General features: G+C 69.1%; 8 protein-coding genes and 1 pseudogene. 3 read left to right on the plus strand and 6 right to left on the minus strand.

Translation table 11 applies throughout. The features are described from left to right. The 5 genes from M8316_RS13735 to M8316_RS13755 form a co-directional block, all read right to left on the minus strand. Nucleotides 1–564, minus strand: coding sequence for a cysteine hydrolase family protein (locus tag M8316_RS13735; RefSeq protein WP_250055406.1), 564 nt, complete (start codon nucleotides 562–564; stop codon nucleotides 1–3). A gap of 75 nt (nucleotides 565–639) precedes the next feature. Continuing rightward, on the minus strand, nucleotides 640–957 hold the full coding sequence (locus M8316_RS13740) for a hypothetical protein (protein ID WP_250055408.1): 318 nt from the start codon (nucleotides 955–957) through the stop codon (nucleotides 640–642). 103 nt (nucleotides 958–1,060) lie between these two features. Then, the gene (locus tag M8316_RS13745; protein ID WP_250055410.1) at nucleotides 1,061–2,239 is read right to left on the minus strand and encodes an MFS transporter; all 1,179 of its coding nucleotides are present in this window, start codon (nucleotides 2,237–2,239) and stop codon (nucleotides 1,061–1,063) included. Nucleotides 2,240–2,853: 614 nt separating this feature from the next. Next, entirely contained in the window at nucleotides 2,854–4,326 is a 1,473-nt protein-coding gene (locus M8316_RS13750; protein WP_250055412.1) for a UvrD-helicase domain-containing protein, read from the minus strand. 2 nt (nucleotides 4,327–4,328) lie between these two features. After that, nucleotides 4,329–6,128, minus strand: coding sequence for an ATP-dependent nuclease (locus M8316_RS13755; protein WP_250055414.1), 1,800 nt, complete (start codon nucleotides 6,126–6,128; stop codon nucleotides 4,329–4,331). A gap of 205 nt (nucleotides 6,129–6,333) precedes the next feature. Between M8316_RS13755 and M8316_RS13760 the strand changes: the two genes are divergently transcribed. The 3 genes from M8316_RS13760 (at nucleotide 6,334) to M8316_RS13770 (ending at nucleotide 12,707) form a co-directional block, all read left to right on the plus strand. After that, nucleotides 6,334–8,976, plus strand: coding sequence for a Helicase associated domain protein (locus M8316_RS13760; protein WP_250055416.1), 2,643 nt, complete (start codon nucleotides 6,334–6,336; stop codon nucleotides 8,974–8,976). A gap of 360 nt (nucleotides 8,977–9,336) precedes the next feature. Further along, nucleotides 9,337–12,018 carry a hypothetical protein gene (locus M8316_RS13765; RefSeq protein WP_250055418.1) on the plus strand — a complete coding sequence of 894 codons (2,682 nt, stop codon included), beginning with the start codon at nucleotides 9,337–9,339 and terminating at the stop codon, nucleotides 12,016–12,018. A 56-nt stretch (nucleotides 12,019–12,074) separates the two neighbouring features. Beyond that, a complete protein-coding gene (locus M8316_RS13770) occupies nucleotides 12,075–12,707 on the plus strand; it encodes a DUF6308 family protein (protein WP_250055437.1) in 633 nt (210 codons plus the stop codon). On the opposite strand, the pseudogene M8316_RS13775 reads toward M8316_RS13770, so the two are convergent. Next, nucleotides 12,683–12,966 (minus strand): annotated as a pseudogene (locus M8316_RS13775) (IS3 family transposase); the annotation flags it as partial. The gene M8316_RS13770 and the pseudogene M8316_RS13775 overlap by 25 nt on opposite strands.

Raw genomic sequence — 12,966 nt, forward strand, 5'->3', positions numbered from 1 at the left:
TCAGAGGTCGGCGAGCACCTCGTCGGTGCTGCGGACGCGGGCGAACTCCCCGCCCTGCAGGTTGACGGCGGTGGCGTCGGAGAGCTGCTGCGCGCTCAGGCGCAGCCCGCCGGGGCCCTCGAGGTCGTAGGTCCAGGTGGCGTCGAGCGCGAGCGTGGTGTCGAAGCCCAGGTTGCCGGCCATCCGGGAGGTGGTCTCCACGCAGTGGTTGGTGGTGCCGCCGACGATCACCAGCTGGCTCACGTCGTGCTCACGCAGCCAGTCCTCCAGCGACGGCGTGCCGTAGAAGCACGAGTTGACCGCCTTGGTGATGAACAGGGCCGGCTCGATGGCCGCGACCTCGGGCACCAGGTCGTTGCCGGGCTGGCCCGGACGCAGGGTGGACCCGGCGTCGGTGGAGTCGTGACGGACCACGATCACGGGTCGGTCGGAGGCCTGCCATGCCTGCACCAGCCGTCCGATGTTGGCCTCGGCGTCCGGGTTGTCGCGCTCGCCCCAGGACGGGTCCTTGAACCCCTCCTGGACGTCGATGACCAGCAGTGCCGCGTTCGTCTCCAGGCTCACGTCCCGCAGCGTAGGACGCCCGTCCCGCGGGTCCGCAGCGACCCTCGGTCGCTGCGGTGCTCGTGTGACGTGGGATCAGCCGCGGGCCTCGCGCCGCTCCTGCACGCGTGCCTGCGCCTGGTCGAGGTAGGCCAGGCACGGCGCCTCGGCGTCGGGGTGCTGCCCGCTGAGGTGGAAGATCCAGCGGTCCATGGCCGCCATGTAGCCGTTGTCCTCGCCCTTGCGCCGGGTGCTCCAGGCACGGGTGCCGGTGCCGGGGCGCGGGACCTCGCACTGCGTGCAGGAGATCTTGTAGGCGAAGGAGTCGTCCGGCTCCACGTCGATGCGGACGACGGCCAGCGGCCCGGCCTCGGCGCTGGCCTTCCTCTGCCGGGCGGAGCGGGTGGCGGGCACGATGACCTCGTCTCGTCGGGGGTGGGCTGCCCAGCCTAGGCGCGTTGCCGCCGGCGCCCCCCGGCGGTGCGGCGTTCTGCCCGACGCCGGCCCGTGCGACCCGTCAGCCGACCGGCAACGCCTGGGGTCGCAGCGCCAGCACGGCCGCGTTCACCCCGACGACGAGGGTTGCGACGACCGCCACCCACCGCAGGTCACTGGTGTCCAGGACGAGACCGCCCAGCGCGGCCCCCAGGGCGATCCCGCCGTTGGACGTGGCGTTGATCCAGGCGCCGGCCATCTCGGGGCTGACGTCGCGGGTGCGCACCGCCGCAGCCTGGAACAGGGTCGGCACGGGCCCGAATGCGGTGGTCCACGCCAGGCCGAGGACGAGCACGAGGACGAGCGCCGGGTACGACGCCCCGATGAGCAGCATCGCGGTGGCGATCACGCCGACGCAGGCCAGCAGGGTGGCCCGCAGGTGGGCGTCGATGAACCGGCTCGCGATCGCCAGGCCGACCAGCCCTGCGGCACCGAACACCAGCAGGACGGCACCGAGGACGGCGGCCGGGGTTCCGGCGCCGAGCAGCAGCGTGCTCACGTACGTGTAGAGGACGTACTGCCCCACGAAGAAGAGCAGGTTCAGCGTGATCACCGACGTCAGGCGTCGACCGAGGACCCGGGGCCTGCCCGCCGGCGCGTCCGGCTCGACCCTCGGCAGGACGACGGCAGCCAGTGCCAGCAGGAGGGCTGCCAGGACGGCGACCACCGAGAACGTGACCCGCCAGCCGACGGCGTGGCCGAGCGCCGTGCCCAGGGGGACGCCGAGCACGAACCCGGCCGACGCGCCCGCCGAGACGAGAGCGAGCGCGGCGCCGGTCCGTCCCGGTGCAGCCAGGCGGGCGGCGAGCCCGATGCAGACCGAGAAGAACAGGGCGTGCACGAAGCCGCCCACGGCGCGACCGACGGCGACCATCGCGAAGCTCGGGGCGGTGGCGACGAGGACGCTGCTCACCACGTAGCCGGCCAGCGTCCCCAGCAGCAGGGTGCGGGCACCGATCCGGCGGGTCAGAAGGGTCAGCGGGACGGCGAAGGCAGCCACCATGAGCGCGTAGACGCTGACCAGGAGCCCGGTGGTCGCGGGGGAGACGTCGAAGCGGGCGCTGATGTCGGGCAGGAGGCCCACCGGCAGGAGCTCGGTCGTCAGGGCCACGAACTGCGCGGCGGCGAGCACCAGCAACCCCGGCAGTCGGCCGGTCCGGCTCTGCTTCGTGGCGGCGGGGCCGAGGTGAGTGTCAGGCACCTGCGCAGTCAACCTCCGTCAGACGCAGGACCACGAACTGACGGCTGCGGCAGGGCACCGGTCGTTCCCCCGAACGGCCGGAGGCCCCCACCGCGGTGCGGTGGGGGCCTTCGGGAGACAAGCCTGGGCGGTCGGCTCAGGTGTCGCTGCGTTGAACGCTACGACACTCTTCGCTTCGCTCAGATGTCGTAGTAGCACCGAAAACCGTTCCTTGTGAATGCTTGATCAGCAGCGTCTTCGCAGGTCAGAGCCACATTATGCCCGCGAATGCTGTTTGGGGTACCGATCTGACCGACAACTCCGAGGAGCCGTTTCGGGGGAAACTCGGGGGAATCTTGGGAGCCGTCACGCTGGCACGGCCGGAGCGGCCGCCGGGGCCTTGAACACCGAGAGGCCATGCGTCATCGCTCGGCTGGCGCAGGTGAGGCGGAGCGCCGCAGAGCCGGCTCTTGGACGTGACGAAGGTGCGCGAGCAACTCAGGTCACAGGTCACCCGCAGGGCATCACCGAGGTGGTCGACCACCCGTACCACAGCGTCTACCAGTACGTCCGCGCCCAAAGCCTTGCACGCGGCCGCCTCAGCCAAGGGCAGTCGGACCAGCGCGCATACCGGGTCAGGTCGCGGTGACCGTGATGGTGTGGGTGTCGCCGATGACGGTGATGGATTTCCGGGCCCGCGTGAGGGCCACGTACAGGTTGTTCACATCCGTCGTCCGCTCGATGTTGTCGATGACGACGTGGTCGTACTCCAGGCCCTTGACCAGCAGCGTGCGGGACACGACACGACCCCGGTCTCGTCGCCCTTGGTGCCGGATCCGGTCCCGCGCCCGTGCGAGCTCCTGGGTGAGGGCTGAAGGGTCGTTCCCGGCGGCGACGGCACCGACCAGCGCGGCTTGGATGTCGAACCACGCCTCGTGCGAGTGAAGGCGCAGCGCGGGTGACTTCATGACGGTGTCCATCGCCTCGACGAGCGTCCCGAATGACGGTTCAGTCACGGCAGCGTCGAAGCCGGCAAGCGCCTGCTCGAGCCCTGGCCGGGACAAGTGCCCGACGGTCCGCCCCCTGGCGAGGCCCTTCTTCACGGGATCGTTCAGGCCCGCATGACCGCACGTGCAGTCCTTGACCAGCTTGTACAGCCAGCCCGAATACCCGTCGAGGTCGAGGTCAGCGAGCTCGGTGAGGGCTCTGATCATGAAGTCCCCGGAGATCTCCTCCATGATCGTGAACCGGCCGTTCAGCTTCCCGCCGACCGAGCGGATGGTGGTCTTGAACGCGGTGAGCACGACGACTGACTCGTCGGCGGGCCACCGCCCGTTCAGGACGACCTGGGGGACGGCCTGGTAGCTCCCGACCGAACTGCGGTAGCTGACGCGCAGCGCCGGGTCGAGCTGATGGAACGAGAGCTGTCGACCGGCGACGAGCTGGGTTCGCAGGTCGAGAAGCCACGCTCCGAGCGCCTCGTTGTGCCCGACCCACCGCCACGGGTTCACGTCGGTGAGGTGGTCTGGGAACCGATTCGTGACAGCGTCCCACGTGACCAGGTTGGTGTCCTTGAACCCGAAGATGGCCTGCATCGGGTCGCCGAGGACACCAGTCGCGGGGATGGCCTCGGCTAGAGCGCACACCAGCTCGTGCTGGTCTTCGCTGCAGTCTTGGTACTCGTCGACAAGCATGTGCGTGAATGACGCGACGAGTACCTCTCGCATGTGGTTCGAGGTTGCGATGCGGCGCGCCGCGGTGACGTACGCCGGCGAGTCCGACCAGTTCGGTACCTCGGGCACGCGCATCTGCCCGAGGACCGGGTAGGCGCGGGCGAGGAGAAACGCGAAGCTCGTCAGGGTGGAGACCCGGACGTTGGAGGTGACACCGAACTTCTGCAAGCGCCTCTGAATGGCGTGCACGCCGGCGTTCGTGTGGGTAAGGACCAGGACCGTGCCGCCCTCGTCGATGATGCGCCGGGCGGTCGCCGCGAGCAGATGTGTCTTGCCGGCGCCGGCCGGAAGGGTCACCGACGCCGGCAGCGCGGCCGCGAACGCTGCGGCTGCCGCGGCTGACGCCGGGTCCAGGTCAGGAAGTTTGGCGTTCACTTTCAACTCTCGTCGGCGGGATCAGTAGCGGTCCTGGCTTCCGTCTCGGCTTCGTGCGCCACGCCGGTCTCGTGTCGCAGGTAGACCTGCTCCCGAAGTGAGGCGACGGCGGTCGCGACCGGTCCGGTCTGGAGCTCGTGTCGCCCGAGCACGAACTCGGCCAGAACCTTGCCCCGGTCGACATTCTTGAACCATCCGGACTTCTTCGCCGTCATCCCGACGACGCCCCGGGCCTCGGTCAGGCTCAGGCCAACGTCGAGCCACGACTTGACCTCTAGCGGCTCCCCGGTCGTTGGGGCCCCTTTGGACTGCAACTGACTCGCGTAAGAGCTCGCGGCAGTCTCGGGATCCTCGGCGGCCGCGACGGCTGCCGCCACGAATGCGGTGAGACCGTCGATCTCCAGCTGGTCGCACAGCGCCTGCTCGGTGCACACGTCACCGGGCCACTGGACCACCTTTCCACCTGCCACGACCACAGCGGGTACCAGCGCGTTCGTGCTGGCGTCGTCGCTGTCGAGCACCGCGACCACGTCGTACCCGACCGCAAGAAGCTCGCGGGTCCACGCGACAGTGCCGGTCCCGCCGTTTCCCTCAACGCCGACGACACCGAGGGCGGCGGCGGGAAGAGCGCCGTTCCGCTCCCGTTCGTCGTTCCACTGGTTGAGGAGAGCGAGGAGCAAGCCGTACTCGGTTTTGCCCTCGCACAGCACGACCCTGCGTGCGAGGAACGCTTCGGGGCTGGCCTTGATGACCGGCTTGAGGGTGTCCGGGGCCCCGAGCGACCGAACCTCGGTCTTCCCGCCGGTCGAGCGGACCATCATCAGGTCGTTCGGGTGCAGGTGCTGCAGTGCGGTTGGGGAGTGGGTGGTGACGAACACCTGGGCGAACGCGTCCTTCTTCTGCAGGTGGCGGAGCAGGTGTACGAGCCGGTGCGGCTCGAGGCCGTATTCAACCTCGTCGACGAGCAGGATGGTGGAGTCCTCGTGCGCGAGCTGCTGCGTCGCCGCGCCCGCGAGCCGGCGGGTACCGAGCCCAAAGTTCGTGAGCGGAACCGGTCCGTCGAACAGGGCGAGGTTGCCCTGCGCGTTGTTCAGCGACAGGTCGAGTCCCGGCTTGAGGTCGTCGAACTCGGCGCTTCCGATGGCCCGCACGGCGACGGCGATGTCGTCGGCGAGCTCCTGGAGGTCCTCCGGGACCGCCTTCGACGCGGCCTTGCTAGCGGCTCGGCTTGCTTCGGTGAGGGTCCTCTTCGTGTCGCTCTTCTTCTCGGTGAGCTTCCCGAGTGCCGACATCCGTGACCAGCGCAGGTGCGCGTCGACACGCTCGTCGACCCGGAATGCGCCGAACCTGGCCCGGTGCCGGGTCTTCAACGTGTGCTGTTCCTCGCCCTCGTCGGCATCGGGCCGGTACAGCGTCCACTGGGGCTCGAGGTCGGCGTCGACGAGCAGTTCGACGATGACGCACTTGTCGTGACCATCCGCCGCGTCGTGGGACCAGTCCCCGTCCTTGTCGATGCCGGCCAGGTGCAGTCCGAGCTCGTCGATGGCGAGAAGGTCGGGCGGCAGGTCGGTGACCGCGACGCGGATCCGGATCGGGGTGTCGATGTTCGCGTCGTAGAAGTCGGTGTCGGTGAAAGTGATGTTCCAGCGGTCGCTGAGGGCGCGTTCGAGCGCGGTCAGGATCGTCGACTTGGTTGCGTCTCCCGGGCCGATGAGCACGTAGAAGGTCTGGTCGGCCGGCAGCCTCCAGGAGAGCTCGCGCACGCCGCGAAAGTTCTCGATGTCGATCCGCCGGATCTGCATGCTGGCTGTTCCTTCGGTTCACCTGGGCTGCGGCCCAGGACTGGTGTTTGTGAGTGGCGTCGCATTCGATCACACGGCGCCGACCGGCTCGTCGGTTTGGCGTCGGTGTCGGGGTGAGGACGTGATTAGGCGGTCATCCGCTCGGGCTCGGTGTCGGCGGGGGTCGCTACGGTGCAACTCGTTGATGGACCGGGGGGGTGGCGAGATGACGAGCATGGCAAGACGACGACTTGAGCGGGTGGTCGCTGACAACCCGCGCATGTTGGCGCTGTGGGACGAGGAGGCGAACTCTGGGGTCGACCCGGCCACGCTTGGCGCCGGGTCGAGCCGCCGACGGTTCTGGCGTTGTCAGGAGGCTGATGACCACCGATGGCAGGCCGGGCCGTCCTCGATCTCGAAGTCCCTGGAGAAAGGTTTCACCGGCTGTCCGTGCTGCGCCGGCCGCAAGCTGTCGGTGACCAACAGCTTCGCCGCCCGACACCCTGGCGGTGTCGCACTGTGGCACCCCACCCGCAACGGTGAGCTGCGGCCCGACGGCGTGCTCGGCGGTTCACCCGACCCGGTGTGGTGGCAGTGTCCGGCGGGTCCCGATCACGAGTGGCAGGCAGCGCCGCTGCACATCGGCAAGATCAGCATCGCCCGAGGCAACACGGGCTGCCCGTTCTGCGCCGGCCAGCGAGCATCGGTCACCAACCGGCTCAGCAACCATCCGCAGCTCGTCGCCGAGTGGCACCCGACCGCCAACGGGGACCTCGCGCCGGCAGCCGTGGTCGCCGGTACGGGCAAGAAGCTGTGGTGGCGGTGCCTGGAGAACCCCGACCACGAGTGGCAGGCCACCGGCGCCAACCGCACTCGTGGCCGGGCCTGCCCGATGTGCCGCAAGAGTCTGCGGTCAATCCTCGAGGTTGGTCTGGCGTTCGAGCTGCGGACGCTCATCCCGGAGCTGGACTTGGCCGACGACAAGGTCGTGGTTGCCGGAGTCGTCCGGCACGTCGACCTGCTGCTGCGTCAGCATTCAGTCGTCATCGAGGTCGACGGCCGCTACCGCCACGACGGCGACGTCCAGCATGAGCGCGACGCCGGCAAGACACAGCTGCTCATCGACGCGGGCTACCGGGTGCTGCGTCTGCGCGAGGCGCCTCTGCGGCCCATCACACCGAACGATGCGCGCGTGCCGCAGGACCCCACCATCAAGCAGGCCACGGACGCGGTCCTGACGCAGTTGCTGCGTCTGGGCTGGCTCGACCTGCCTGGCGCCGTCGAGTACCTCGCGGAGCTCGAGCCGCGCCGCCAGGAGGAGGCGCTCGAGCACGTCCGGGCTGAGCGGCCCGGCAAGGTGGTGCGAGCACCCGGGCCGGTGTCGTTCACCCGGCACGAGCGATGGCAGGACGGCCTGGCCGTCCTGCTGGCCTACATCGAGCGCGAAGGCCATGCCAACGTGCCGTTCGAGCACGTCGAAGACGGCTTCGCGCTCGGTCAGTGGGTGAGCGGTAAGCGCACGCAGCGGCAGCGCGGACGCATGACGCCAACGCGGGAGCAAATGCTTGAGGGGCTGCCGGGGTGGACGTGGGATGCGGTGGAGGAGTCCTGGGAGGTCGGCTACACGCGGCTGTTGGCCTACCAGGCCCGGGAGGGCCACATCCGGGTACCGACCCACTACCGCGAGGACGACGGCTACCCGTTAGGAGTGTGGGTGCGCTCCCATCGGCGAAGCGGCGGTGGCCGGCGCACCATCACCGAGGAGCAGCGGGCGCGCCTGGAGGCGCTGCCGGGCTGGTCGTACGACGCCGTCAAGGACGTCTTCTGGGAACGCGCCGCGGTAGCGTTCGAGGCGTACGTGGCACGGGAGGGGCGTTGCTACACGCCGCGTCACCATCGCGAGGACGGCATCAACGTCGATGCCTGGTCGAAGCAGCAGCGGGCCAGGTACCACCGCGACGAGCTCGCGCCGGACCGCGTCGCGCGGCTCGAGGCGGTGCCTGGGTGGTCGTGGTCGCCACAGGAGGACGCCTGGGAACGGGGGGTCGCGGCACTGACCGCGCACGTCGGCGAGCACGGGTCGGCCGCCGTGCGCCGCGACGAGGTCCGCGACAGCTTCCCCCTCGGTGCCTGGGTGGGGGAGCAGCGCAACCGGCACACCCGCGGCACCCTCGAGGCGACGCGGCGCGATCGCCTCGAGGCGCTGCCGGGTTGGACCTGGGACCCGCACGCCGACTCCTGGGATCGGCACCTCGCAGCTCTGCAGTGCTTCGTGGCGCGTGAGGGCCACGCCCGGGTTCCCACCGACCACGTCGAGGCGGGCCTACCATTGGCGTCCTGGGTGATCCGGCATCGACAGGACTACAAGGCCGGCAGGGTGCCAGCAGACCGGATGGTCCGGCTGCAGGCGCTGCCGGGCTGGACGTGGGACGTGCTGGCGGCCCGCTGGGAAGAGCACTTCGCCGCCCTGGTCCGGTACACCGAACGCGAAGGACACGCACGCGTCCCCGAGCCTCACCTGGAAGATCGCCTTCGGCTTGGACGCTGGGTCATCGTCCAGCGGCAGGGCCGACGTAGGGGCGCGCTCGCCGAGGAACGAGCAGGGAGGCTCGCGGCCTTGCCCGGCTGGGCCTGGGACATGCGAGACGTCGCCTGGGACGCCGGCTTCTCGGCGTTGCAGCAGTTCAAGGCACGCACCGGACACTGCCACGCCCCAAGCGCCTGGCTCGAGGGCGATTACCGTCTCGGCCAGTGGCTGGGGGTCCAGCGCGGGCTGCTGGCGGCTGGAACGCTGCGCGCCGACAGGGCCGCACGGTTGCTGCCCCTGCTAGGCCTCGACGATCACCCGGGGCTGTTCCCACTGCCCTGAACGTTTGCTCGCCTCGACCGACTCCGGGACGGCCCTAAGGATTTGCGGACACTCCGAGCGGGGTCCGCAGGTCACCTAGTCGCGGAGAGTGGCGGACCGGACGGTCTGACCCCACTCGCGTGCCGGGGGACCGTGGAGTCGTGAGGTCGGGAGTCGTTCCTGGAGCGCGCAGCAGAGTGTTCCCGCCAGACGCTGGCGTCTCACTCGTGCGACGGTGCAACGACCTGCTTGCCATCGTGAACTGGACGTGGCGCTAGTGCCGCGGTCAGCCTGTTCCACTGGGCCGACAAGATCTCGGGGGCGGCCTCGCTCGGTTTCGACCTCCCGGCCGCATCTCGGTGCAACCTCTAGGCTCGCCGAGTGCCCGAGCCCACCGATGAACGCCCACAACAGGACTACGCCGACGCGTACTACAGCCTTCGAGCCCCTAGGGTCGCCATCGTCTTCCCGGCCGACACGCCGCACTGGGACTTCTTCGCACGTAAGGCGCTGTGGCGGGCGAACCGGCTGTGGGGCGGGGCGGGATTCGTGCTCGTGCCACACCAAGCCGGTGTCGTCTCCGAGACCCTGTTGCGCGCGGTGGCGAGCTACGACCCCGACTACGTGGTGGGTCATCAGGTGAGCTGGGTGGAACTCCTTACGGCATACCCGAAGGCGCGGGACATGTTCGTCGACCAGCACGGCCAGAAGATCACCCTCGAGACGTTCGACGCCAACGACTCAGCCGAACTGGCGCCCGCGGACGACCCGCTCACAGCCGAAGCCAGACGGAGGGTGGCGGTCGCCTGTCAGGTGTACCGACGACGTCACGAACCCGAGCCGTTGACACCGGACCCCAAGACGCTTGTGCGCTGGGATCGAGCCTGGTCCCAGCCTGACGAGTCCCACACCCACCTCGACGACAGCGGGCACCTCACAGCGACGTCGGTCTTCCGCGTCGACGACGGCATGTGTCTGGCGACGCCATCCGACCTTGCGGGACCGTGGGGTGCGTGGACCGCCGCGCTCATCGGCGCCGTAGCCGAGCCTGACCTGCCTGTGCTCGAGACAGCGGACGCGCTTGGTCTGACCAACGTGGATGCTGAGGGCGCCATGGAGGACAGCCCAGCGGCAGGACTCGAGGTCTCGACCGGTTCCGCGACATCTAGCCTCAAGGACGCGGCTGAGATCACCGCCTGGTTCTACTCTTACCTCGATCGCGGCTCACGGGTCGTGGATCCGCAGCCGCCGGCGCGGTTCGCCCACCATCACGATGGATTGACGCTCGCGGTCGACGCCAGCACCCTTCCGGCTGCCTGGGACCGCACGACTCAAGCCCTGGTGCCCGTCGGCGATGCCTCCGCACGCCGACGCATCACGGTCGTCGTGGGCGACACCGCTGATGACTTCGCCCTCGCGCTGATCTACCAGAGGTTGTACGCGAACACGTTCTGGATCCACTCCGCCTGGTCGCCCACGGCTGACGGGATGGTGGGCCGCAAGGCGCGGACGCGACTGTCGCTGCTCGGCTACCGGGTGCGCCAGCTCGGCCACGCTGTTGTGACCTCGGCATCCGAGGGTGCGCAGGCGCTAGACGAGGTCGTCGAGATCATGGCGCGCAACGCTCGGGACAACGAGCCGGGTGCGGCTTCGCCGCGCGCCAGCCGCAGGTCCGACACGCTGAGGGCCGAGTTGCCGGCTCCGTTTCCCGACCGCGGGATGCTCAACCTCGCCGTGACGGACGAGTACTCGACCCGCCTGACCGTTCCCGTCCTTCGCGACGAGAAGGCCGTCGCCCTCACCGCCACCCCGCCGGCTCTGCGCTCATCAGATTCCGCACTGGTCGGATCCGACGTCGCGTGGCACGTCGATCTCCGCCTCGACGGCACGGCCATGCCGTTGGGGCGCGGCCTCGACGGCGAGCAGTTGGCTGCGAGCCAGGACTCCAAGTACGAGACGTGGATCCGGTCCGGCAACCGCGGCGTCAGCTACGAAAGCCGCAGATGGGACTTCGTCGCAGCCGGCGCGAACGCGGAGCAACGACTGGCACGACCCCGTCTGCGCATGCTGTCCTTGCAGGAGTGGTGCCGTGTCATCGCCGCCCAGGTCGGATACGACGTTGGCTGGTCCGACGCGGGCCGCCGCGCCCGGCTTCTCGAGCGGATGTGGGGCAGCCGGAGGCTGATGACGGCGGACTTTGCCGGCGCCTTCACTGAGCTCGCACGCGCCTTCTCGCCGGCCGGCAAGAGCAGCAGAGAGGCGTATCCGGATGGGGACGGGGTGCTCCTCACCGGCCTCGGAGGTTTCCTGACCTTCCCCGCAGTCCGTGACGTCCTCTGCCCGGCCGCGGCTACCGCCGGCAAGAGCCAGCAGACGCTTGACGAACATGATCGTGAGGCACGAGAGCGGCTCGACACGTACCTCACCCGCGGGATCATCCGCCGCGGGCTCATCCTTGGTTGTCGCATGTGCGAGGCACCCAGCTTCGTGCCCGTCGACGACGTTGCTCAGGTCAACCGCTGCCCCCGGTGCGGGTCTCTGAACGACCTGACGCTGGATGTCTGGCGTGCGCCAGCGGGCGAGCCGCAGTGGTACTACGATCTTCACCAGGTGGCGCGCGACTTCCTGCGAGACAATGGCCACGCACCGGCCCAACTCGCCCACCACCTGTCCAGGAAGGCCAGGAACTACGCCGACTGTGCGGAGATGAACCTCCTCCTCCGGGGCACTCGGACTTCCATCGCCGAGGTCGATCTCGTTGCCTACGCCGACGGTCACTTGCTCACCGCCGAGGTGAAGACCTGCGACTACATCGGCAACTCGACGGCTGAACGTACGGCTGCCGCGAACAAGCGACTCCATTGGGCGGCCGTCCTCCAGGCCGACGAGGTGGTGCTGGCCTCGACCGAGGCGTCCTGGCAGGCAAGCAGCATCGAGGCGATGCGAACCAAGCTCGCCGACGCCATCGCAAAGGAAACGTTCGCGCCCGACCGGACACCGCGGCTACGCCTCATCAACAACCTCGGTGCCGCCGACCACGCCGAGACGTACGTCGACGTCTAGGCCTGCTGCACCACGCGACACCGCCAGTTCATCGCGGCAATGGGTCCGTGCTGAACATGTACCTGGGACCAACCGGCAGGGCACCGCACGCCTGTGATGGGAGAGCTCGAACACATGAAGACGCCAAGCTGCTCGCCGCCGCCAGCCACGACCAGGCTGCGAGTGTGCTCGCCTGCTACTACGGGCTCGGACTGCACCGAGAACACAAGCCGTTCACAGGAGCTCGGTTCGACACCTGGGACAGCACGGGCACCCGAGCGGATGACGTCAACCGGTTCACTGCCGATGACCTAGTCGCGGTCTCGTTCCTGTCCGTGGAGGTCCCACCGCTTGCTGCCGTCGAGCTGCTCGACACCCGGGCCGACCACTTCGCCGCCCGACTCATCGCGGTTGGCCCCGACCGCGACCTCGCCACCGAGACGGAGCCATGGGCAGCTGATTGGCCGGGTTGGTTGCTTTGGACGGCTCTGATGGGCCTGCCCGGGGTCGGCGCGACCATCGCGAGCAAGCTGTACGCCCGCAAGCGGCCCCGACTCCGACCGGTGTACGACACTGTCGTCGCTAAGGTCATCGGCTCCGACAACATCTGGGAGCCGCTGCGAGCGGAGCTCCAGCGGTCCCCGGGTCTGCCCCCGGTCTGGTTGATACTCGGTGCTTGCGGTAGTCAGGCCGCTTCTGCGGTGGTGTAGATCATCTCAAACTCGATCGGGGTGAGCTTGCCGAGGGCACGTTGGCGTCGTCGTCGGTTGTACTTGGTCTCGATCCAGGTGACGATCGCGAGGCGGAGGTCCTCGCGGGTGTCCCAGCGTTGGGTGTTGAGCTGTCGACGACGCTCGAAAGTGGAGCCGTTCCGGCGGTCGAAAATGGGGCCACCGGTGCGTGGTGTCAGTCTGCCGTCTTCTGCGTGCGAACGCTGGGAAGTGAGTCGATGCCGCGGTTGCGGAGTCG

The sequence above is a fragment of the Nocardioides bruguierae genome, from assembly GCF_023554635.1.
GTDB classification, from domain to species: domain Bacteria; phylum Actinomycetota; class Actinomycetes; order Propionibacteriales; family Nocardioidaceae; genus Nocardioides; species Nocardioides bruguierae.